Here is a 25543-nt window from a genome sequence, read left to right on the forward strand (position 1 = left end):
GCCGGTTCACCGCCGCGCGCGGGTTTGACCCACGTCACATGAACCACAGGCGTGCCCCGCGCGTGGTCCACGTGGAGAGCTCCGCCGTGCTCCTCCGCACCGAACCGGGAGGGATCCCTCACATGCCTCGCCCGAGCGACTGGAACGTTCTCGGCCTTCACGGGGATCCGACCCCCGGAGACCCGGTCCAGATCCGTCTGCTGGTCGACGACCTGGTCAAGATCGGCAACCAGGCGAGGTCCATCGCGAAGGCCATCGACCAGGTGATGAACACGGCGGACAGCAGTGTCTTCGCGGGGAAGACCGCCGACGCGTTGCGGGGCAAGGTCGACGACAGGCTGCGGAACCACATCAACGACGTGGCCGACTCCTTCTGGGAGGTCTCCCAGAACCTCAGTGCCTGGGCGAACGACATCGAGGAGGCCCAGCGGCAGGCCGACGGCGCCCTGTCGGCCGCACGCGGCCTGGCGAAGGACGACCCGCAGGTGGAGGTCCACCGGCAGACCGCCCAGAGCGCGGGCACGCATCTCGCCGACGTGGGCAACACCATCGCGAACTCGATCAGGAACGCCTCCGACATCCGGCTGCCGATCTCGGACTGCCAGGTCTTCTGGGAGATGTTCCAGATCCTGGCGATCATCCTCATCGTCCCGGCGCTGATCTTCGGCGGTCCGGTCGCACTGCTCGCCCTCGGCGTCAACATGACGTTGTTCGTGAAAGCGGCCATCGACTTCGCCCGCGGCGACATCGGTTTCCTCGACCTGTTCCTCGCCGGGCTCGGCATCATCGCCCCCACCACGAAGGCGCTGCCGATCTTCGCCATCGGCGGCCTCCTCAAGTCCGGCTTCAAAGCCGTCCTCCAGTGGGGACGCAACGGCTTTTTGTCCCTGAAGGACCTGGTCAACGGGTTCCGGTTCGCCACCGTCTTCACCGGCCTGAGGGACGTCGCGCGGATCAGCCTGAGCTGGGTGCGCCAGGGCGGACTGTGGGTCATGCAGAACTTCCACAACGTGCCCGCCCTCGCCGGCTCGGTGTTCGTCAAGGGCGGGCTCGTCGTCGTGCAGGGCGTCCGCGCCATCCCCGTGGTCGTGCGCGGGTGGGGGTCGGCCGTGCGGGCCGGCGCCCCCGGGGCGTGGCAGAACTTCCGGATCTTCGCGCAGGAGACCTGGAGCAGCCAGATGGCCGACGGCAAGTGGACGCGCCTGATCCTGCCCGTGACGCACACCGACGTCGCGGAGTACGGGCTGAAGGGCGCCCTGCGCATGGGCTTCTGGGACCGCGGGGTCATGGGCCGCGGTGTGTGGGACCTGCCGGTGGGCGGCACGGTCGCGCACACCGCGAGCGCCGTGCCGATGGGCCCGCACGGTGCGACCCCGCACCTGGACCTCGGGCACGCCGACATCAACATGGCCCGCATGGACCTGGAGAACGTGCGCTTCGGCAACTTCGCCGACACCCACACCTCCGTCCGCCCGTCCTCCTTCTCCGTGGCGCCCGTCAGCACCGTCGACCTGACGGGGCTGCGGGTCGGCACGGTCAACCCCGTCGCGGTGCACGGCGCGAACGCCGTGTTCGACAACTCGACGGCCGGTTTCCGCGCAGTGCGGCACATGGACGACGTGGTCGACATCGCCGGTACACAGATGAGCCGGATGAGGATCGACGCCATGGACGCGGCGCCCGGCCAGATGAGCGGGGGACTCGGGGTGAGCGCGGCGGCCCCGGGCGGCCATGTGACGCACTCCTCCGGCCTGTACGTGCCCGGCTCCGCCGGGACCCCGGTCGTACACGAAGGCGTGGACGTCGCCGCCCTCGTCGCCAAGGGCAACGGGGGCAACCTGCTCGCGCAGGGCCCGACGGGCGTCCTGACGGCACCGCCCGGCGGGACCGGCGCGCTGCACACCGCCCTCACCGGAGTACCCGCTCCCGCCCCCGGCGCCACAGGGCTCCACGACCTGCTCGCCGCCCCCGGCGCCCCGGGCGCGGGGACGGGCGCCGCGCACTCCGCGCTGACCGGCGTCCCGGCGCCGCCGAGCGGAGCCGGGGTGCACGACCTGCTCGCGGCTCCGGGCGGAACGGGCGGCGCCCACGGCCCGCTCACCGGGGTCCCCGGGCATCAGAGCGGCACCGGCGCCGCCGGAGGCTCGGTGTTCGACCTGCTGTCGGGCGGCGCCAAGGGGACGCCGAACAACCCGGTGCCCTCGCACATCGGGGCCGACCTCGGCGACAACGTCGCCGGGGCCGCACGCGCCAACCAGGCGCATATGGCCCTGGACGAGATCGTGCGGCCCGCCGGCAGCGGCCGTCCCGGCTCCGTGGTCACCGACACCGTGCCCGGTTCCACCGCCCACGGCGTCCCTGCTCCCGGCCTGCCCAAGGGCGGCGTGCACGGGACACCGCCCAAGGACGCGGCCCGCTCCGCGCTCGACCTCCTCGACGACGGCCGCGGCGTCCGCCCCGTCGACGGGCCCGCCTTCGCCGGCGCTCCCGGAACGGGGAAGGCCGTGGACGCCGACACGGGGCACGCCTTCGCCGGCGCGCCCGCGCGCAGCACCGACGACGTGGTCGCCACCCCGGGCACGCACGGCAAGGCGGCCGTCACCGGCGACGGACACGTCGCGGTGCCGCTGCGCCAGGACCCCGCCCCGGCACCGGCGACCGGGTCGGGCGGCGGGCGCGTGCACTCGCATCAGGCGGAACTGTTCCACGAGGTCAACCTGAAGCTGGGCAAGATGGGATCCGGCGCGGTGACGGTGGAGGCCGTCACCGCCGCACGCCAGGTGCTGGAGGACCTCCGCGGCGCGGCCTTCACCAAGGTCGACATCCGGGCGCAGGCCGACCAGTTGGCCGTGCACCTCGCAGGCCCGGAACGCGGGCACCTCCCGGGCGGTGTCAGGGACACCGACCTCACGCACGACGCGCCCACCAGCCCCGGGCCCGGCGGGCACCACGCACCGCCCGTCCCGCCGCGGCCGCCGCGGCCCGAGAGCGGCCTGCTCGACGGGCTCGACGACGTGGACCTGGACGGCACCGGGGCACCGATGCGTTCGCACCTGGACATGGACGACGACTCGGTACCCGGCTCCCCGGTCGGTGAGCACGGGACCGAGGACCTGGACGGCTTCTCGGAGTTCGTCGACCTGATCCGCCCGCTGCGGCAGCACGTGGAACAGGCCATCGACAACCCCGCGGCGAACATCGAAGTGGCCCTCGTGGCCAGCCCCGGAGGCCGTACGTGGCGCGAGTTCTCCGACGACGTCGGCCACGCCATGGTGGCCGTGATGCTGCCGGGCGAGCGCAAGCCGCTCACGATCGGCTTCTACCCGGAGGAAGGACACCTCTTCGGCAACCCGGGTGCCATCGTCAACGACGCCGAATACCTGGTCTCCGGGCACGTCCGCGTACTGGGCACCTACCGGATCACGGCGGCGCAGCTGTTCGACGGGTACCGGTACGCGATGGCCAACTCCGGTGCCGTGTACGACCTGTTCCGCTACAACTGCGTGCGGTTCGCGGAGGGCTTCGTGTCCGCCGCACTCGGCAAATCCGTCGCGGACCTGTGGGTGGCGGCCCCGTACCGTCTCGTCGACACGATGCTGCGCCGCGACGGCGCCTGGCACTGGGCGGACGGCACGTCGCCGGTGGCCAAGCTGACCGCCGACGACACGATCCGGTACCAGGACGCCTTCGGGGAGGTGGAGGACTGGCGGCGTGTCGACCCGGACGGGGTGCAAGGCGCCACCGACCAGGCGAAGACCTTCGTGCTCTTCGACCACCAGCGTCCCCTGATCGACGGCAATGTCAAGACGGTTCCGCAGCGGGAACGTCTCGAGATCCTCGAGCAGTTCGAGAAGATGATCACCCACACCATCCTCAACTCGGGCGACGACGCGGGACGCCAGCTGTCGCGTCAGCTGGGCGAGACGTACGGCACGCTCCGTCCGGGGCTGTCCGACCTGCCGGGACCCTCGGTGACGGTGCCCGCCGCCGACGGCTCGCTCTCCGGGATCGGGAGGGGCTCCGTGGACAGCGTGCCGGAGTCGGTGCCGAGCCCCGGTGGGTCGGCCGCGGGGGACTCCGCCGGCCACCTGCCGCCGTCCTCGGTGCAGTACCCGTCCGACGTGCAGCACATGTTCGGCGAGATCGACGACATGCTGCAGGACATGGGTCTCTTCCGGACCTCGTTCGACGACCTGCCGTCCGGTCCCCCGTCACCCGTGCACCCGGGGACGGGAGGGGGCGACGTCCACGTCGGCACCGGCGGGGACGACGTCGTACGGTTCATGGACGACACTCGTCCGGTGCGGCAGCACCTGGAGCACGCGATCGCCGACCCCGCGGCCGACATCCGGCTGGTCCTGGGGACCGACGGTTCGACGGGCGCCCGTTCGCTGACGGTCTTGCTGCCGGGCCGGGACGCGCCGGTGCCCCTGGGCCCGGGTGCGCCGGGCGAGCTCGGTGCCGTCCGCGGCACCGCCGACGGGGCCCCGGCGGGCGGGACGCACGTCCTGGAGGAGCACCGGATCACGGCGGCACAGCTGGAGAACGCCTATCTGTACGCGGCCCGGAACCTGCCGCTGTGGCACACCGACGCGGGGCGGTTCACCGACGGGTTCATGAACGCGGTGCTCGACGCGCGGCCGGCGGTGCCCGATGGCTCGGCCGGCAGGGCGGTGCGCGACGTGACGGCCGATGTCACGGACGCGCCGCTCGTGGTGGGGGACAAGGGCAAGGGCAAGCCGCCCGGCGGCACCCTGGACACCACCGGCACCGGATCGGACCACGGCGGCGTGCGCGGGAACTTCGCGGACGACCTGTCGGAGATCGACGCGTCGGCCGCCATCACCGACGCCCGCCGCGAGCTGATCAACGCCCGGACGATCCGCGACGACCTGCAGACGCGCTACGTGGACGGCGTCGGCACCTCCGCCGAGGTCGACGGCGTCCGCTACCTCGAGTCGTGGCAGCAGGTCAGGCAGGCCGACGCCGCGCTGGCCCGGGCCGAGGCCCACTGGAACGACCTGACCGGCGGAGCACCGCTCCCCGAGGTGCAGTCCTACACCGGCCACGGCCTCGGCGGCGGCGCGCCGCGTCTTCCGGACGGTCTGCGTTCGCTGCTGCACCTCAAGGGCCGGGGCGACGCGGTGCCCCCGGCTCCCGAGGGAATCGTGCAGTCCGTGGACCACGTCCCGTCGGCCACCCACGTCGTCACCCCGCTGGAGGGCGGGAAGCTCAGCCACGCGCTGGTGCCCAGCGGCCAGGACCTGACGGTGGCCCACTGGCTGAGCGAACCGCAGTCGGCCCACGGCTGGCCCAAGGGCCAGGGCAAGGAGGCCTACGAGGGCGATCTCAAGGCCCACCAGGACATCCTGACCAAGGGGCTGGCGCGCGCGGAGCACGACGACGCGCTGAAGTCGGTGCTGCTGCAGCAGCAGAAGTCGTTCGACGAGAACACGCGGCTGTTCCAGGCCCTCGAAGGCCGAACGGAACTGCGGAACCTGCGCATGCCGCAGCTCTCCGCGATCGTCATGGCCGAACGGCGCGCCATCCGCACGCTCGCGGCGGACACGGACCAGCTGACCACCAAGCTGCGCAGCGACGAGTGGGAGTGGGCGAAGGGCTACCGGCTCGACGGGGCGGAGGCCGGTGAACTCATCACGAAGGTCCACAAGCATCTGCAGGACGAGCTCTCGCTCACGGTGAACCTCAAGCTCGGCAACCAACTGCCCGGCGGCGGGACGCTGCTGGACGCGATGACCGCGGACCAGCAGCTGCTCCGCAACGCATGGGAGATCGACAACGCCGGCGCCGGGTACTACGTCACGCGCGGCAACACGGAAGAGGCCCTCGGCCTGCCGGCGTCCGTGAAGCGGACGACGGACGCCTCCGGGATCTACCCGGGCCAGGGCGGCAAGGCGTTCGCCCCGACCGCGGCCGACATCGCGGACCTCCCGAACTACGCCGCCCTCACCTCCAAGTACCGGCCCAGCGGCGTGAAGATGTACGGGCAGGCGGTCTTCCACCTGAAGCCCAACCTGATGGAACGGGCCACGTTCACGCCCGCGGACAGCTTCGGCCAGGGCCTGGAGGGCGCCCTGAGCGTCACCGGGCGAGGCAATATGCTGCCGCTGCTCAACCACGGCCCAGAGGTGCTGGTCCGGCTCGCCTTCGCCGAGGCGACCGACTTCCAGTACGACAGTGCGTTCCGCGGCCTGCGCGATGCCGGGAAGCTCGAGGGGAAGCTCAACAGGTACTTCGAGGCCCAGCTCCACGGTGGCGTGAAGTGGGACGACCTCGACCGCGTCGTGCTCGTGAACGACGGCTTCAACCCGGCTGGACTGCAGGCGCAGAAGCTGCAGCTGGAGCAGTTCGCCAAGGACAAGGGGCTCTCGTTCACGGTCGAGGTCCACAACGCGCGACCGGGCGCCGCGGCCTCCGCCTCCGGAGTGCACCCCGCGCCCCCGGCGCCCCCCGGATCCGGTGGGACCCACCCGGCCGGTACCGGTGGCCCCGGGCCCTCGCCGGCCCACGCGCCCGGGCCGGTGAGCGGCCACCCGGGCGGTCCCGACACGTCGCCCGCGCCCGGCGGGAGCAGGCCCGGCGCCGCGGCCGACGAACTGCACGTGAGCTACGAGGACCTCCGCTTCACGGCTTCGCTCCTCGACGAGAGCGGTGTGCCCAGGGCGGACCTCTTCACCGATACGGCCTTGCGCGTCGAGCGGTCCGGCGACGCCTCGTTCGTCTCCCCGGCGGCACCGTCCGCCTCCGGGGGCTCCGCCAAGCTGACCGATGACCAGATCCTGAACGTCGTCGTCGGCACGGGCGGCCGCAACGGTGACGAGCGCCGTACGCTCGGCGGTTTCGAGTTCGGCGCGGGCACCCGCAGCAACGACGGCAAGAACCTCGTGTCACGGCCGATCGTGGTCACGGTCAAGGACGGCGGGACGGAAGCGGAGGTGGCCGTCCACCTGAACGTCATGCTCAGCTCGGGCAACGAGGCCGACGTGACGGTGGCGGGCAAGAAGCTCGCGAACACGACGGAAGTCACGATCACCGGGAGCAAGTACCACCTCACCGCGCGACCGCACACCGACCAGAACCTGATCGACCTGCACGGCCCGTCCAGCGACACCGCGTCGAAGTCCATCCACGTGGGGCCGAGCAACGCCAAGTCCGGCTGGAACAGCAGGCCGGGCAACACCAGGAACCTCGCACAGGCCCTCGGCGTCTCGGAACTGAAGCTCATCGAGGCACTCGACAACCGGTTCCCGCCGAGCGGACTGGTCGACACGATCCACCGGTTCCAGGACGACGTGGAGCGCGCCGTCGTCCACGGCTCCGGCGCGGAGGACGTGCGGGTCCACTTCCAGGGCGACAAGTCGTTCCCCGTCCGGGGCGACTCCCGCGGTGTGTCGGCGCCGGCCGTCTCCGGGCTGTCCGGCGGGATGGGTGACTTCGCGCACGGCGCGGGTGCCGGTCGGGTGGATCTGACGCTGGACGCGGGTTGGGATGCGGCGCGTGGTGCGGCGGCTCCGAAGTCGGTGAAGCACTCGTGGGTGGATCCGGTGTCGACGCCGCGGGGTGGCGGTGCCCATGCTCCGCGGTACGAGGTGCGTGCGGGTTATGACGTGCGCCGGTTCGAGCTGGGGGATCGTTCGGTCACGGATCTGACGGTGAAGGTACGCCTGGCGGATGACGGTCTGTCGGCGACCGAGGTCGACGCGTTGTGGGACCGTGCCCTCGGTGGTGTGGAGAGGGTCTTCAACCGGCCTGGCGAGGTGCTGCGGGACGGCAGTGTTCTGCACGTCACGCTGGAGCGTGTCACGGGCAACGCAGCCGACGCTCACCTGAATGTGAAGGTGGGTGGTTCGGACAGCGCGATGAACCAGCACCAGTGGCGGATCGACGCGACCGAGCAGGACCTGTCACACGAGCTGGGCCATCAGTTGGGTCTGCGGGACGAGTACCGGGACACCACCGCGGGGCATCGCCCCGAGGTCGACGGCAGTCTCATGGGCAACTACCACAACGCCGCACCCGAGGGGCTGTCCCAGGGTGGTCTGCGCTCCCGCTACCTGGATCTCATTCACGCGCAGGTCGTCAGCCACGATCACGTCCATGTGCCGCGTGTGGCTGTCGACGCGGTCGACGGGATCGCCCCCCACGCGCCGAAGAAGGCCAAGCCGAATCCCTCGCAGCCCGCGGCCGTCCCGGCCACGTTCACGCAGCACAAGACCGCCACTCGGTTCACCGACGGCTTCAGCGACATCTCGAGCCGTTACCAGTTGAAGCCGGTGGCCCAGTACGACGGCATGGCCAAGGGCTCGCTCAAGGGCGGTGAGGGTACCCGTTTCGTCGCCACGGTCATCGCGACTCCGGACACCGATCTGCTGACACTGGCGCAGACGTACGGCACGGCGTTCGGCAAGGAGTCCCTCGGCGAGCGGTTGGGGCTCGTCATCGGTGTGAACGGGCGCGTGGGCAGGGATGCCGACATCGTCGACACGGTGCGGAAGTTCGCTCAGCAGTGGGAGAAGGAGGGCGACTTCTCGGTTTCCGTCAGTGGCTTCACCTGGGAGCAGTGGAACCCCCAGTTGTTGAAGGACGGCGGCCAGAAGATGGTCCCCTACGGCGCGCTCCGTGAGGCGGTCGTCCGCGACGATCTCACCCGGGGCATGCTCGACAAGCTCAAGCCGAACGCCAAGGGAGAGGTGTACCTGCACGTCGGTGACGCCGACGTCAAGAGCATGGTGGTCGGCGGGAAGCCGCTCTTCGACCGTGCCGCCGCGAAGATCGAGGCCCTTGCCGTTCAGAACGGCAGCGCCCCCGAGATGGTGACCGGTGGTTATACCCTCCCTGAGGGTGTCGCGAAGAACGCCGCCGATCTCGACCTGGCCGTGCGCGACGCGATGGCGAAGACCGACACGCGGGCGATCTACTTCCCCGAGCCCAATACCTTCATCCGTGTCGACCAGGAGAGCTCGTCCGGCCTGGAGAAGGACATCCGGTTCGGCGAGATCTCCGGCGGAAACATCAGCTATGAGGCCAGGGAGGGCGAGCGGCTTCTCGAAAGCTCCCTCAAGAACCGCGGTTACCTCTGGCAGGGACGGGAGAACCAGGGCTTCGTCTTCGATTCGGAACTCGCTCTGGTCACGGACGGGGGGCGGATCGCCAAGGAGGTGGGGGACGACCCGCGGTCGATCCTCAGCGGGCTGACCCAGAGCCACGCGAACTCGAAGACCTGGACCGAGCAGATCGAGCGCTACATCAAGCTGCACCACCCGGATGTCCTGGCGAAGGACCCGAATGTGGGGCGGAACCTCGCCGCCATTGCCTTCCACGGGATCCAGGCGGACGGCACCACCACCCTCGTGGCGATGACTCGTAAGGAACTCGGCAGGGCGCTGCCTGCGGAGGCGGGAGCGCTCATGAAGGTGGCCGAGGATTTCCCGGCGGCCGTCAAGCAATTGCTCGCCATGGCCACGGACACCCGCGACGCCCTGGTCACCGGCATCAACAAGAACCTGCCGCAGTCCGTCTCCCCGTCCGCACCGAGCGCGAGTACGTCCACGGCCGTTCACGCGGGTGCCGGTACGGGCGGAGGCCGCCTGACCCCGGATGCCGTCAGGATCCTGGACAGCATCACGGGATCGAGCACGGTCGACGGCTCCCGCCGTACGCTCGGCGGCTTCGAGTTCGGAAGGGTCCGGGAGGCGGGGAGCACGAACCTCATCTCGCGGCCCGTGCTGATGACGGTCACCGAGGGGGACAAGTCGGTCCAGGTGGCCGTCCACCTCAATGTGATGGTCACCCCGAGCGGGAGGCTCGACGGAACGACGGTCACGCTCAACGCGTCGGACTTCCATCTGACCGCGCGGTCGAAGGCCGCTCAGGACCGCATCGGCACCTCCGGGCCGTCCGCTCTGACGGCGGACAACTCCATCCATGTGGGGCCGAGCAACGCCAAGACCGGCTGGGACAACAGGGGCGGTAACCTCAAGAACCTGGCGGACGAACTCGGCATCACGAAGGACAGCCTGGTCAGGGCGCTCGACAGCCGTTTCCCGCCGGGCGAACTGCTCGACACCGTAGCCCTGTTCCAGCGGGACGTGGAGCGCGCCATCGTCCATGCCTCCACCTCCGAGGTCATCACGGTGGAGTTCCGGGGCGACAAGTCGTTCCCGGTCCAGGGCAAGTCCCCGGGTGTGTCGGCGCGGGCGGTCGACGCGCCGACCGGTGTGGTGGACGACTTCTTCCTCGGTGCGGGTTCTGGTGCGGGTCGGGCGGATCTGACGCTGGACGCGGGCTGGGACGCGGCGCGTGGTGCGGCGGTGCCGAACTCGGTGAAGCACTCGTGGGTGGATCCGGTGTCGACGCCGCGGGGCGGTGGCGCCCATGCGCCGCGGTACGAGGTGCAGGCCGGTTACGACGTGCGCAGGTTCGAGGTCGGTGGGCGTTCGGTCACGGATCTGACGGTGCGGGTGCGGCTGGCCGGTGAGGGTCTGTCGCCGTCCCAGGTGGACGCGTTGTGGGACCGTGCGGTGTCGGGTGTGGAGCGGGTCTTCAACCGTCCTGGTGCGGTGCTGCGCGATGAGAGTGTTCTGCACGTCACGCTGGAGCGTGTCACGGGCAACGCCTCCGACGCCCACCTCAACGTGAATGTCGGTGGTTCGCGGGGCGCGATGAACCAGCACCAGTGGCGGATCGACGCCACCGAGCAGGATCTCGCGCACGAGCTGGGCCACCAATTGGGTCTGCGGGACGAGTACCGGGACACCACCGCCGGGCACCGCCCGGAGGTCGACGGCAGTCTCATGGGCAACTACCACAACGCGGCCCCTGAGGATCTGTCGCAGGGCGGGCTGCGCCCCCGCTACCTGGACCTCATCCACGCCCAGGTGGTCAGTCACGATCACGTCCCTGTGCCGCACGCCGACGTCGACGCGGTCGACGGGATCGCCCCCCAGGCGCCGAAGAAGGCCAAGCCGAATCCCGCGCGGCCCGCAGCCGTCCCGCCCACCTTCACGCGGCAGACCGACGCCGTGCGATTCACCGACGGCTACGGCGACATCGCGAGCCACTACCGGTTGAAGCCGGTGGCCCAGTACGACGGTGCGGCCAAGGGCGGGCTCCAGGGCGGTGACGGGACGCGTTTCGTGGCCACCGTCATCGCGACCCCGGACACCGATCTGCTCACGCTGGCGAAGACGTACGGGACGGCGTTCACGGACGAGTCGGTCCTGGGTGAGCGGCTGGGGCTGGTCATCGGTGTGAACGGGCGCGCCGGCAAGGAAGCCGAGATCACCGACACGGTGCGCACGTTCGCCCAGCAGTGGGAGCAGGAAGGCAACTTCGAGGTCTCCGTCACCGGCTTCACGTGGCGCCAGCCCGATCCCAAGCTGGTGGAGGCCGGCGCCCAGAAGGAGATTCCCTACGGTGCGCTGCGTGAGGCGGTCGTCCGCGACGACCTCACCCGTGGCATGCTCGACAAGGTCAAACTGAACGCCGGGGGAGAGGTGTACCTGCACGTCGGTGACGCCGACGTCAAGAGCATGGTCGTCGGAGGCGAGCCGCTCTTCGAGCGCGCGGCGGCGAGGATCGAGTCGTTGAGCGCGCAGAACGACGGGTTCGCCCCCGAGATGGTGAGTGGCGGTTACACCCTCCCCGGGGGTGCCGCGAAGAACGCCGCCGACCTCGACCTGGCCGTACGCGACGCGATGGCCAAGACCGACGCGCGGACGGTCTACTTCCCCGAGCCCAACACATTCGTCCGTGTCGACCCGGCCAACTCCCTCGGCCTGGAGAAGGACATCAGGTTCGGCGAGGTCTCCGGAAGGGCCGTCAGTTACGAGGCCAGGGAGGGAGAACGCCTCCTCGACAGCCTCGTCAAGAACCGCCGCCACCTGTGGCAGGGGCGGGAGAACCAGGCCGTTGTCTTCGACTCGGGCCTGGCCCTGGTCACCGACGGCGAGCGGATCGCCCTGGAAGTCGGCGACGACTCGCGGTCGCTTCTCACGGGCCTCACGCAGAGTCATGCGAACCCCAAGACGTGGACCGAGCAGATGGAGCACTACCTCAAGCTGCACCACCCTCACGTCCTGACGAAGGACCAGCACGTGGGGAAGAGCCTGGCGGCGATCGCCTTCCACGACATCCGGCTGGACGGCACGGAACTCCGGGTGATGAAGGGGAGTGAACTCACCACGGACCTGAAGGGCGCGTTCACGGCGGTTCGCTCGGCGACCGGCGGCGTCAACGACACCTTCAAGCAGCTGGTCCAGATGTCCATGGACACCCGGAACGCCCTGGTCAACGGCATCAACAAGCACCTGCCACTGTCCGTCTCCGCCGCCGCACCGGCTGGCGCGAGTTCCACGCGGCTGGCCGGGGACGAGGTCCTGGACACCACGGCCGGGCATCGGCCCGAGGTCGACGGCAGCCTGACGGGCAACTACCACAACGCGGCCCCTGAGGGTTTGTCCCAGGGCGGACTGCGCCCGCGCTACCTGGATCTCATCCACAGCCAGGTCGCGAGCCACGACCACGTCCACGTGCCGCACCTCACCGCCGCCTCGGACGACGTGATCGCACCGGGTGGCGGCACGGCGGAACGCGACCTGCTCGACCCGGCCGTCTTCAAGACGCAGACGTCCGGCTCCGGTTCGGCGATCGACGCCGTCGAACGCCGGATGGCCGAGCTCAACGACGTGCACGGGACGGACCTCGCCGGGCGGATCAGGGCGCTCGACGAACTGACCGCGGCCGCCGACGACTTCCTGACCGCTCACCGTGGCGCACCGGGCGCCGCCGGCGTCGAGCGCGTGCTGGTCCAGGCCCGGGCCGAGAGCGGCGCCTACCGGCTGCTGCAGGAGCACGGCGCGTTCGGCACGGGACACGGCGGCGTGGCCGCCCTCGACGACCTGGCGACCCGCGTCCGTGCCGTCCTGGCCGGCGACGACCTCACGCAGGCGACCCGCCTGCGGCTCCAGGACGCGCTCACCGACACCGAACGCCAGGCCGGCGCCCTGCGCCTGCTCGCGGGGAACGACGTACCGGCAACGCCGGCCCCCGCCCCGGCGGCTGCAGGGCGCGGCACCGACGACGTCCCCTGGGCCGAGGACTACCGCCGGGTGGAGGAACTCCTCGGCCGCGAGGGGGATCCCCGCCGGGAGGGCTGGGACGATCTGACCCGGGCCCGGCAGGACCTCGGCAGTGCGGAGGACGCGCTGCCGCACGGCGAGGCGAGCACATCCCGGGGGCTCAGCACGATAGAGGAGCAACTGCGCTCCGACACGCTGGCGGCCCGCGACCGGGTCACGTCCGCGATCGACGGCCTGCGGGACCAGGGGATCGACCCGCACCAGGTCGAGAACCGGATCCGGGGCTTCAACGAGCGGGCCGCCGTCGACCGCGGCGCGACCCCCGGCGCCGGCAGGCTGAGTGAACTGCCCGGGAACCCCGAAGGGGGCGTCACCCGGGTCGAGTTGAGCGACTCCGGCATCGAGGGGAACAACGGACTGGTCATCGAGCGCGTCGAGGCCGGCGACGGCAGCGTCAGCCACCGCGTCCTCGGCCGTGGGCTCGAGCCCGACGAGGGCCGGACGGTTGCCTTCCGTGACGGCGGGTTCGACGTGCGGCACACCGCGTCGGACACGGTGGTCCGCTACAACGAGTCGGGCGTCAGGACCGCCCAGGACGTGCCGCTGCGGAACGCGGCCGAGGTCCCGAACGGCCTGCGGCTGCACACCGATCTCAACGGCCGCGGCCGCCCCCTGGCGGTCCGCCTCACCGGCCCGGACGCCGAGCATCACCTCGCCGAACCGCTGGAGGACGGGGCGGTGCGCGTCACCGACACCCGTACCGGCGCCACCATCCGCTACCGGTCCAGCGGTCGCCCGATCGACGAGGGCATGCGGCTGCGGGGGGCGGACGGGGCGCCGGCCGAGGAGGACCTCGTGCTCGTGCGCGAGGGCGGCACCACCCGTGTCACCGACATCCACGGGGGCGAAGTTCCCCGCACGGTGACCCCCCTGGGGGACGGCGCCGGTTTCCGGATCACCGACGACGTCACCGGTGCGTCCGTACGCCACGACGGGGCCGGCCGGCTCCGGGAGAGCGGAGTGTCGCTCACCCGCGCGGACGGCGGACGCGGTGACCTGTTCCTGGCCCGCGACGGTGCGGGCACCCACACGCTGACGAACGCCCTCGGCGTCCCGCAGCGCGGCGACGTCACCGCCCTTCCCGGGGGCGCCGGTTTTCGGATCATCGACGACGGGACCGGCGCGACGTCCCGCTACACCCCGGACGGCCGCTGGCAGGACGCCGGAACCGCACTCGCGGACCCGGCGGACGGGACCCGCGGGGCGCGGGTCGCGGTCGCGGACGGCTCCGGCGGGTTGCGCCTCACGGACGGCCTGGGCAATCCGCTGACCGAGCGTGTGACGGACGTCGGCGGCGGCCGCCTCCGTACGATCGAAGGCACCACGGGGCGGTCCGTGCTCCACGACGCCCAGGCCCGTCCGGTCGAGACCGGGACGGCACTCGCCGACCCGGCGACCGGGCGCGGCGCCCGCTTCGTCGTCCCGGACGCCGCGGGCGGCCATCGGCTCACCGACGCCGCGGGTGCCCGGCTGCCCGAGCGGGTCCAGGCACTGCCCGGCGGCGGCTTCCGGGTGTCCCACGCCGACGGTTACCGGACGTTCGCACCCGACGGCGCGTTCACCGGCGACGGCGTGCGCCTCACCGGCCGCGGCGGTGCACCGGCGGGCCACCTGGACCGCCCGGCGGCCGCGGGGCCGCAGTGGCTCGACGACACGTTCGCGCCCGACCCCCAGCGGGCCGTCACCGTCCACCCCGACGGCCACATCGAGATAGCCCGGCCCGGTCACGGCCACCAGGTGTTCCACGGCACGACCGGACAGCTGGTGCAGGAGGTCACCCCGCTGCCCGGCGGCGGCCGCCAGATCACCGCGGCGGACGGCTCCTTCGCCCGGGACGGGGGCGGCGCCCCGACGGTTCACGGCACCCCGCTGCCGAACGAGCTGGACGGCCGCGTCCTCGTCGCGCAGGCGCCGAGCCAGGACGCCCCCAACGGCGTCCAGTGGCTCGAGGACGCCGCGGGCAACCGCCTCCGGCACTGGGACGTCACGGTGCGGGCGCAGGGCGACGTGCGGATCGAGTGCACGCTGCCCGGCAGCCCGCGCCGCGGCGAGTTCACCGAGCTGGACCGGAGCGGCACGATCGTCCGGCAGGGCTTCAACGTGCTCGACGCGGGCCGCTCCACCGGATTCCGGTACGAGGTCGACCGCGTGGGCGACACCTGGCAGCGTACCGACGCGGCGGGTGTCCACTCCGGCGACGGCGTGTTCCACCACGGGACCGTCGACGCGGCGGGAGCCGCCAACGGGCGACTGAGACTGCTGTCCTCCACGGGCGCGCCGGTCCCCGTCTTCGAACGGCGCCTGCTGCCCGGAGGCGGTGTGCTCGACGCCTTCCGCCGTACGGACACCATCGCGTTCGGCCGCACCAACCCGCGCAGCTCCTGGGCGCACTGGGACAACGCGGGGTCGCTGCGCGGCTCCGGCTCCCGCAACCACGACACCGCGGGGACCGGCTGGCACGACGTCGACGGCCGGGGCCGCATGCTGCGCGAGTACCGGGACGGACTGCAGAAGTACGACGGCCGCACCGGTCACACCGTGGCCGTCAAGGAGGCCGACGGCTCCTGGACCTGGCACCGCTTCGACGGTGCCGCCGAGGAGCTGGACTCCGGCCCCCGCACCCGGGACCGGCACGACTCAGGCTGGACCGACCGCAACCGGGACGGCGAGGTCGTGCAGCGGCAGTGGGGCATGGGCCACCTGCCCGAGCGCGCCGGGCAGTACCAGGAGTGGACGCTGACGCGGGACCGCTCGCTGCCGGGCACATGGGAGCGCCAGTCGCCGCACGGCAAGGAGGCCGGCAGGGCCGAGGTCGTCGACGGCCACCTGCTGGTCACCGAGCGGTGGCGTGAGCAGCGCCCGCCCGTCTGGGTCCGCAGGGGCTTGCTGCCGGGCGCGGAGCACGCGGACGGCGCGTACGCCCATGTGCTCGGCGACAACGCGTACCAGATGTTCACCTGGGAGAAGCGGCCGATCGGCACCACGACCGGCGAGGGGACCTCGGGCGTGCGGTACGTCGGGATGGACGGCGGTGTCCTGGACCTGACGGCGGACGGGGGCTTCGCGCGCCTGACCACCAAGCTGCACGACGGTACGACGCTCAAGGTCGGCGACCACGCCGGCCGTCCCGGCCACGAACCCGCGTCCGCGGCGCACCAGCCGTGGGAGGCCGGGCAGTCGCGGGGCTACCGTGTGCCGCAGGACCCGGCGGCCACCGGCCTGCTGTGGACGGACGAGTTCCGCGACGTCACGGGAGCCCACCGCGTCGCCCGCGAGGGCCTCCCCGGCGGGGTGGTGCGCGAGTACACCACCCCGCGGGCCGTGGACGCCCCCGCCGGCCACGGCACTTGGGTCACCCGTGACGCGCACGGCAACCTGACCGGGATGCGGCAGCCGAACCCCAACGGCACCGCGAACAGCTTCATCGAGGGTGTGGGGAAGACGGACTCCTCGAAGTGGACGTGGCGCGAGGTCGACGCCGAGGGCACCGCCGGCGGCGTCTCCGGCACCCGCAAGTTCTTCCGCGGCTCCAGCGACCCGAAGCTGTCCTGGGATGACTCCTTCCGTGACCGCGACGCCACCGGCCGGCTGGTCCGCGAGCGCCGCATGCTCGACAAGGGCCGCTACGTGGAGGCCTGGCGCGACCCGGCCGACGACAACCGCTGGCTGACGGCGGCGTACGACCGGACCGGGAACCGGATCGACCCCGGCCCCGGACTGCAGGTGCGCAGCTGGTGGAACGGCACGTCCTGGCAGGACCAGTGGTCGCGCGGTGCGCGCCACTTCCGTGACGAGCTGCGGCCGCTGCCCGGCACCGAAGGCGCCACCGTCAGGCTCCGCGAGGTCCCGGTGGGCCTCGGCGGTCCGCTGCGGGTGCGCGAGTACGATCCGGCGGCCGCGACACCGCACTCGGTCTGGAAGGAGTTCGACCACGAGTCCGTCGTCCGTGAGCGCAAGGCCGAAAGGGGCGCCGACGGCACCGTCACCGGCTACCTGGAGACCGACGCCTGGCGCGGCCAGTGGAACCGCTACGACGCCGCAGGCGGACTCGTCGCCCAGCGCACCGACAGCGGCCTGGTCTGGGAGCGCGGTCCGCTCGGCCAGATGCGGCTGGTCGGCAACGAGTACGACTACCGCGGGGCGCTGACCGAGATCCGCGGATGGGGGCGACGGATCCGCGAGGCCCAGCGCATGCCGTGGTCCGGCACGGTGGTCCCCGACGGCGCCGGCGCGGCGCTCCGCGAGGCCCGGTACGAACCGTACTGGCGGACGGTGGCGTACAAGGCCGCCGTGGAGTTCGGCCAGGAGTTCGTGCTGGAGTTCGGTGCCAACCTGATCGTGAACGGCATCGTGGCGGCGGCTCAGAACAAGCCGTTCACCGGTCAGGACGCACTGAAAGCCTTCGCCAACGCCGCCGTGTCCTCGGGCGTCAAGACCGGTCTCGGCATCGCGGCGCACGAGAACCGGATTCCCTGGTTCCGTAACTCCGGCAACCTCAAGGCGACCCTGGCCAACATCGACGGCGGCAAGCACCCGCAGCGCAGGCCGTTCAACCACGACAAGACCTGGACCAACGAGTGGGCCGGGAACGAGACCCCGACCCGCTGGCGCGGTGGGATCTACGACTTCACCTTCAGCGCGGGCACCAGCGTGATCTCGGGGTGGGTCAACGGCGCCATGAACGCCGCCGTGTGGGGCGTGAGCAACGCCGACGGGACCACGGTCAAGCTCAGCGGCGCGGACGCCTTCCTGGACGGCGGCATCAACGCCGCGGCGGCGCTCACCACGTCCGCCTCCACCGCGCTGGTGAAGAACGTGGTGGTGCTGGGCGGCGGCAGCCGGCTCTTCCACCGTCAGGGCTTCGCGGACTTCTGGATCCAGCTACCCTTCAAGATCTTCGAGAAGTCGATCCAGTCGGTTTACCTGACCGGTGCGTACCGTGCGAGCATCAACCCGTCCTGGTACCAGGTACCGCCGGCCGGCACCCAGTAGAAGCAGTAGAGGATCCGGAACATGACGCGTCACACCGTGGCCCCGAAAGGTCAAGGCGGCCGGGGGGCCTTCCACCGGATCGCCGACGCGGTGCGCGCCGCCGCCCCCGGTGACGTGGTGGTGATCGCCCCGGGCACCTGGACCGAGGCCGTGGTGCTGGACCGCGCCGTCGTGCTCACCGCCGAGCACGGCCGGGGGAGCGTCGTGCTGGCCGCGCCGCCCGGGGACCGGCCGGCGCTGACCGTCGACGGGCCGGACTGCGCCGTGCACGGCGTCACCGTGTGGGGCGCCGACGACGGGGCCCCCGCGATCGCCGTCTCGCCCGGTGCCGGACTGGTGCTGGAGGACTGCGCCGTCGAGGGCGGCCGGGTCCAGGCCCGGGGCCCGGAGGACGAGGAGAGCGGGACGACCGCCCTGATCATGCGGCGCTGCCGCCTCGAGCGCGCCCGGCTGGCCGGCCTGCACCTGGCCGGGGCGGTCCGCGCCCGTGCCGAGGACACCAGCGTCACCGGCGTGGACGGCACGGGCGTCGTGCTCTCGGGTACGGCCCGGCTGGAGGCCGTCCGCCTGCGGCTGGACCGTACGACCGGCTCGGGCGTCCGGCTGCGCGGCAGCTCACGCCTGCGGCTCGCCGACTCCACGCTGACCGGCACCGGACGGGCCGGTCTGCTGCTGGAGGAGGCCGCCGAGGCCACGGCCGGCGAACTGCGGATCGAGTCGCCCGGCGCGGCCGGTGTGCACGTCACCGGCACGGCGCGCGCCGAGCTCACCGACTGCCGGATCCGCGGGGCGTCGGCCAGCGGTGTCGTGGTCCAGGACAACGCGGTGCTCGACGCCAACGGCTGCGCCGTCGCCGACGCCGGGGCCAACGGGCTGCTGGTCACGGGCGCCGCGCAGGCCCGGCTCGCGGACTGCCGGATCGACCGCAGCGCCTTCAGCGCCGTCCACCTGTCCGGCACCGCCACCGGACGGCTGACCGACTGCCTCGTCCGCGACGGGGCCGAGCACGGCGTCCACGCGGCGGGCGAGGCCCGTCTCGAACTCGCGGACTGCGGGATCAGGAATGTCGCCATGACCGGCGTCGCCGTGGCCGAGCAGGCAGTGGCGACGGTCACCGGCTGCCGCATCGACGAGGTGGCTACGGGCATAGGTGTCGGCTCGACCTCCGAGAGCCGGGTCGAGCACACCACGGTCACCGGCACCAGGGACATCGGGGTGCAGGTCACGACCGGCGGCACCGCGGTCCTCACCGGCATCCGGATCACCGGGGCGGGCGCGGCGGGCGTCGTCGTCGACAAGGGCGCCGAGGCCACCGTCAGCGGCGGATCGGTGGAGGACTGCGCCGGCTCCGGCGTCGTCGTGTGGACCGGGGCCCGCTCCACGGTCGCGGACCTGCGCATCGACCGGCCCGCCAAGAACGGCGTCTTCCTCGCCGAGGGCGCCACCGGCACCTTCACCTCCGTCGAGGTGTCCGGCTCCGGCTTCCCGGCACTCCACGTGGGCACGGGCGCGGACCCCGTCTTCCGGCACTGCCGGATCCGCGACTGCGCGGACGCGCTCGGCACCGACGAGGGCGCGGCCCCGGAGCTGGACGACTGCACCGCCGACGGCGTCCCGCTGACCTTCGGGGGACCCGCGGCCGCCCCGGTGGTGCCCGCCGCCCCGGGTGCTCCCACCGCACCGCCGCCCGTGGGCACGCGCCCCGCGGCCGGCACCGACGACCGGGAGGTGCCCGAGGAGAGCCTGGAGGACCTGCTGGGCGAGCTGAACGCCCTCGTCGGCCTCGACCGTGTGAAGCACGACGTCGGCTCGCTGGTGAAGCTGATGCAGACGGTCCGCCGCCGCGAGGAGGCCGGACTGCCCGCCCCTCCGCTCAGCCGGCACCTGATCTTCGCGGGCAACCCCGGCACCGGCAAGACCACCGTGGCCCGCCTCTACGGCAGGCTCCTGAAGGCCCTCGGACTGCTGCGCGAGGGCCACCTGGTGGAGGTCGACCGTACGGCCCTGGTCGGCGAGTACGTCGGGCACACCGGCCCCAAGACCACCGCCGCGTTCAACCGCGCTCTGGGCGGTGTGCTCTTCATCGACGAGGCCTACAGCCTCGCCCCCGTCGGAGCCGGCAACGACTTCGGCACGGAGGCCGTCGCCACCCTGGTCAAGCTGATGGAGGACCACCGTGACGACGTCGTCGTGATCGCGGCCGGCTACCCCGGCGACATGGACCGCTTCATCAGCTCCAACCCGGGCCTTTCCTCCCGCTTCGGCCGCACGCTGCTCTTCGAGGACTACGCGGCGGACGAACTGGTCTCGATCGTCGAGTACCAGGCCGCGGAGCACCAGTACGAACTCACCCCCACCGCCCGCGAGGAACTCACCCGCCTGTTCGAGGTCCTCCCGCGCGGGGAGGGCTTCGGCAACGGCCGTTCCGCGCGCCAGATGTTCCAGGAGATGACCGAACGGCAGGCACAGCGCGTCGCCGAACTCGACGACCCCACCGCGGACCAGCTCATGGCCCTGGAGGTCCACGACCTCCCGCAGCCCGCGGTCCGCGGCTGACGTCTACAGGTCGAGCACCAGGTCCGTGCGCGGCTGCGAGCAGCAGATGAGGGCGTTGCCCGCTGCGGGTTCGTCGACGGGTTCGGGGGCGTACCCGACGCCGCCGGTCAGGACCGGGGTCTCGCAGGTGTGGCAGACCCCGGTGCGGCACGACCAGCGGGTCGGGACGTCGCACGCCTCGGCGAGTTCGAGGAGCGTGCCGTACGCCGGGTGCCACGGAACGCTGAGGCCGCTGCGGGCGAAGGACACCGACGGCCCGGTCGGCTCGCCGGGCGGAGCGGCGGGCGGGTGCGGGGCGCGGGCCGTCTCGCCGACCACGCCCGGGTTGATCGAGGACAGCGCGCCGAAGGCCTCCCGGTGGATGCGGTCCTCGGCCAGTCCACCCGCGGCCAGCGCCTCCGCCATGTCGTCCATGAAGGCCTGCGGCCCGCAGACGTAGGCGTCCGCGTCCGGCGGCAGCTCCAGCGCGGCGATGCGGGCCGCGTCGAGCCGGCCGGCGCCCGTGTAGTCCGCGCCCGCGCGGTCGCCCTCCCGCGGCCTGCTGTACGCGATGTAGGCATGCGCACCGGCCAGCCGCCCCACCAGGGCCCGGGACTCCGCGGCGAACGGATGGCTCTCGCCGTCGCGCGCCACGTGCAGCCACCACACCTCGCGCCGGCCGCAGGCGTCGGCCAGCGCGTACAGCATCGCCATCACCGGCGTGGCGCCCACCCCTGCGGACAGCAGCACCACCGGCGTGTCGCCCTCCCCGAGGACGAAGGTGCCGCGCGGCGCGGCGACGTCCAACAGGTCGCCCTCCCGCACGTGCCGCCGCAGGAAGCCGCTGCCCGCGCCGTGCGGCTCCTGCTTGACGCTGATGCGGTACTCGGCCGCGCCGGGCCGCCCGGACAAGGAGTAGGTGCGGATCAGCGGCGGCCCGTCGGGGTCGGGCCGCATTCGGACGGTGAGGAACTGACCCGGCATCCCGGCCGGCAGCGGGCTGCCGTCCTGCGCGGCCAGGGTCAGCGAGAAGATGCTGCTGCTCTCGTCCCGCACCCGGGCCACCCGCAGCGGGCGGAAGCCCGGCCACGCCGGGGGAGGGGCCGCCGCCCCCGTCAGCCCGGGGTTGCCCGCGGTGCCGCCGTCCCCCGCCGGGCTGTCGAGCAGCGTCCGCATCGACGCCTGCCACCCCGGACTCAGCGCGGGGATGCGCAGGGCGCGCTCGACCTGGTCGCGGGGATGCCCGGGCAGGTACAGCAGCGCGTCGATCTCGGCGACGGTCATGGCCTCCGGCCCGGTCCCGAGCTTGACGATCTCGTCGCCCGCGGTGACCTCGCCCTCCTCCAGCACCCGGAGGTAGAAGCCTGGGCGTCGGTGGGCGACCAGCAGTGCGGCCATCCGGGGCTCAGCCATGCGCATCCCGACCCGGTAGCAGGTCACCCGCGGCTGCGTGACCTCGAAGACGGCGCCGCCGATGCGGTACCGGTCGCCGATGCACACCTCGTCGTCGGGCAGCCCGTCCACGGTGAAGTTCTCGCCGAACTGGCCGTAGGCGAAGTCGTCCCGGCCGAGCTCCCTCTGCCAGTGGCGGTACGAGTCCAGCTGGTACACCAGCACCGCGCGCTGCTCGCCGCCGTGCCCGCCGAGGTCCCCCTGCCCGTCGCCGTCGATGTTGAGCCGCCGGACCATGCGCGGACCCGACACCGGGTCCTTCCAGACACCCGTGTACGTCGTCCGGCCCTGCCACGGCACGTTCTTGGGCTTGCCGACGCTGACGGCGACCAGTGTGGCCATGCGCCAACTCCCTCGTAGCGCGACCCCCGCCTCCCGGCCACGCTATTACGCCGACCGCGCCGCGCAACCCGGCCGGGGCCCCGGGGCCACCACCGCCCGGCGCGAGAAATCCGGCCCCGGCCGGGATTGCGGGCGGGCACGACGGTGTTGACCCACCCGACAGCGCCGGCCCCTCGATGGACGGAGACCCGCACCACCCATGTCCACCACCGTTGATCACGCCCAACCCGCGGAGTCCGGCGGCGAGCCCACCGGGGCCGATGCCGCGCCCGCCCTGGACAATCCCGTGTGGGGCGCCCTCACCGGCCCGCACGCCCGCTTCGCCGAGGCCCGCGGCCGTGCCGCCCGCTACCGGTCCGACGTGTCGCTCTTCGCGGGCCTCGCCGACCCGGCCGACCCCGCCGCCTGGGACGACCTGGCGCAGCTGCTCGGCCCCGGCGGCACCGCCCTGGTCACCGGCTCCCCGGTGATCCCCGAGGGCTGGGAGGTCGTGGAGGGCGGCGAGGGCGTGCAGATGGTCGACACCGCACTCCGCGCCGAGCACGCCCCCGAGGCCGTACGGCTCGGTGCCGCCGACGTCGACGACGTCATGGACCTGATCTCCCGCACGCGGCCCGGGCCCTTCCTGCCGAGGACCCTCGAACTCGGCACGTACCTGGGCATCCGGGAGAACGGCCGGCTGATCGCCATGGCCGGGGAGCGCATCCAGCCGCCCGGCTGGACGGAGATCAGCGCCGTCTGCACCGACCCCGACCACCGCGGCCGCGGCCTGGCGACCCGCCTGATGAGCGCCGTCGCCGCGGGCATCAAGGAGCGCGGGGACACCCCGGTGCTGCACGCGGCCGCGAGCAACACCAACGCGGTACGGCTCTACGAGTCGATCGGCTTCAGCCACCGCCGCCGCACCCTGTTCCTGCTGGTCCGCGCACCCGGAGGCCTGGCCTAACCCGGGTCGGTCCGCTCCCGGTCCTCGCCCGCACGGGCGGGGGCCGCGGGGCGGGCCGCCTCGTCGGCGGTGCTCGCGGCCGGCGAACCGAGCAGCGCCGGCGAGCGCGCGGACTCCGATCACGGCTCGGCGTGGTAGACCACCAGGACCTGGCCCTCGGCGCCGTCGATGCTCAGCTTCTCCCGGTAGAGGTCCATGTCGCCGACCTGCGGGTGCCGTATCCGGGCCAGCGCGCCCTCCCGCCGGTGCACGTCGTGGCGCGCCCACAGCTTCCGGAAGCGCGCGCTCTTCAGCGACAGTTCCCGCACGAGCGCGGCCAGCCGCGGGTCGCCGGGATCCGGACCTGCCACCGCGCGCAGGCTCGCGACGGCGTTCACCGTGGCGGTCTGCCAGTCCCGGTGCAGCTCCCGTTCCTGCGGGTCGAGGAACGCGGCGCGGAGCCGGTTGACCCCCGGCGCGTTGTTGGGGGACAGCGCCCGTGCCATGGCGTTCGCGGCCAGGACGTCGAAGTACCTCCCCTGCACGAGCGCGGGCATGGGCAACTGCGCCGGCAGCTGGAGGACGTGCCCCGGCACCTTCTCCTGCGCCGGGCGCCTGGTCCTGCGCGGCCCGGGTCCGACCAGCCCGATCAGGTACGCCGTCGCGTCGGCGTCCAGCCGCAGCACTCCCGCCAGCGCCTCCAGGACCTGCACGGACGGATTGCGGTCCCGCCCCTGCTCCAGCCGGAGGTAGTAGTCCGCGCTGATGCCCGCGAGCATCGCGACCTCCTCCCGCCGCAGCCCCGGCACGCGCCGCAGCCCACCGCCGCCACAGGCCGACGTCCTCGGGCCGGACGAGTTCCCTCCGGGCCCGCAGGAAGTCACCGATCACATTCGAGCCGTCCATGCGCCCCACGCTAGTTCGCCCCCCGCCCCCGTGCCTGGCCCTGCCGCCCCCCGGGCACGGTCCGACCGTGACCGTCCGGGACCATGGCGCATGGCTGACGAGAACCCGGGTCCCGCCCTTGGGGACGTGCTCGACGACGGGCAGGCACGGGCGCTGATCGGCGCCACCTCCGGCGCCGAGGACCTTCGGGTCGGCGGCGCGACGATGACCATCGGCTCCGCCGGGACGCTGATCATCGTGGACGCGGGGGACGTACCGGGGCGCAGCGGTGTGTGGAACGCCCGGGAGATCCGGCTGCTCGGCCCCGCGCCGGCTCCGGTGCTGGAGCGGCTCTGGGATCCGCCCGGTTTCCATCTGATGGTCCGCGTGGACGAGGGCCTGCTCCACCTCGGCACGGGGCACGCCGAAGTGATCGGTTCGCACCTCCCGCCCGGCGGCACCGTGTACGAACTCGACGACTGCACAGTACGGCTGCAGACATCCCTCAACAGGGCGCTGCTCGACCGGGTCCGCCCGCCGCGCCCCGTCGCGGCCCGCCCCGGCCTGGAGTGGCTGGACGACGTGAACGGCGACCGTGCCCTCGCGCTGGAGCGGTTCGTCACGGGCTGGTACCCGGCCACCACCGACGGCGCCGCGAAGCCGCCGTTCGTACCGGGCGGCTCCACCGACCTGCCCACCGCGCTCGCGCAGCTCTACCGGCTGGCCGTACGGCGCCCCGGCGTCCTGGGCGCCCAGAACCGCATCGTCGAGGACCCCCGTCGTAGGACCGACCGCTGCGGCGACATGCGCGTCATCGGCGTCGAGAACCAGGGAGGGTTCCACTGGTCCACGCTGTGGACGCCCGGCGAGCCCGAGGACGACCCCACCGTCTGGCACAGGGTCCACGACGAACCGCCGGTCGCCGAGAACGAACCGCTCAGCGGCTTCCTCCTCCAGTTCGCGCTCTACGAGGCCGCGATGGGCGCCGACTACGTGGCGACGGCGCACGGACTTACAGGAGCGGAGGTCGAGCCGCTCACCCGGGAACTGCGCCCGGTTCCCCTCCGGCCCTTCGTGCCCGGATCGGCCAAGCGTTTCCACGCGGCCCCGGGACTCGTCCTGAGCGTCTCGAAAAGCTGGAGGGAGGACCGGTTCAACGTATGGGCCGGGGCCACCGACCGCGGTGCCCTGGGCCTCCTGCCCCACGACGGCGTCGACTGGCTCGTCTTCGACGGGTGACCCCGTGCCGCGC

The 25543-nt window shown here is 72.6% G+C and carries 6 protein-coding genes; 4 read left to right on the plus strand and 2 right to left on the minus strand.

Features of this window, described 5'->3' with window-relative positions; genetic code table 11:
• Nucleotides 1-122 precede the first annotated feature (122 nt).
• Both OIE69_RS37950 and OIE69_RS37955 read left to right on the plus strand, forming a co-directional pair.
• A complete protein-coding gene (locus OIE69_RS37950; protein ID WP_326579490.1) occupies nucleotides 123-18152 on the plus strand; it encodes an RHS repeat domain-containing protein in 18030 nt (6009 codons plus the stop codon).
• A gap of 21 nt (nucleotides 18153-18173) precedes the next feature.
• A complete protein-coding gene (locus OIE69_RS37955) occupies nucleotides 18174-20708 on the plus strand; it encodes a right-handed parallel beta-helix repeat-containing protein (RefSeq protein WP_326579492.1) in 2535 nt (844 codons plus the stop codon).
• 3 nt (nucleotides 20709-20711) lie between these two features.
• Here OIE69_RS37955 and OIE69_RS37960 read toward each other — a convergent pair whose 3' ends face one another.
• Nucleotides 20712-22481, minus strand: coding sequence for an MOSC and FAD-binding oxidoreductase domain-containing protein (locus OIE69_RS37960; RefSeq protein ID WP_326579493.1), 1770 nt, complete (start codon nucleotides 22479-22481; stop codon nucleotides 20712-20714).
• 199 nt (nucleotides 22482-22680) lie between these two features.
• On the opposite strand from OIE69_RS37960, the gene OIE69_RS37965 reads away from it, so the two are divergent.
• The gene (locus tag OIE69_RS37965) at nucleotides 22681-23427 is read left to right on the plus strand and encodes a GNAT family N-acetyltransferase (protein ID WP_326579495.1); all 747 of its coding nucleotides are present in this window, start codon (nucleotides 22681-22683) and stop codon (nucleotides 23425-23427) included.
• 119 nt (nucleotides 23428-23546) lie between these two features.
• Here the strand turns inward: OIE69_RS37965 and OIE69_RS37970 are convergent, their stop codons facing one another.
• Nucleotides 23547-24185 carry a helix-turn-helix domain-containing protein gene (locus OIE69_RS37970; RefSeq protein ID WP_326579497.1) on the minus strand — a complete coding sequence of 213 codons (639 nt, stop codon included), beginning with the start codon at nucleotides 24183-24185 and terminating at the stop codon, nucleotides 23547-23549.
• Nucleotides 24186-24402: 217 nt separating this feature from the next.
• On the opposite strand from OIE69_RS37970, the gene OIE69_RS37975 reads away from it, so the two are divergent.
• On the plus strand, nucleotides 24403-25530 hold the full coding sequence (locus OIE69_RS37975) for a hypothetical protein (protein WP_326579499.1): 1128 nt from the start codon (nucleotides 24403-24405) through the stop codon (nucleotides 25528-25530).
• Nucleotides 25531-25543 lie beyond the last annotated feature (13 nt).

It is taken from the genome of Actinacidiphila glaucinigra (assembly GCF_035918135.1).
GTDB lineage: Bacteria > Actinomycetota > Actinomycetes > Streptomycetales > Streptomycetaceae > Actinacidiphila > Actinacidiphila glaucinigra.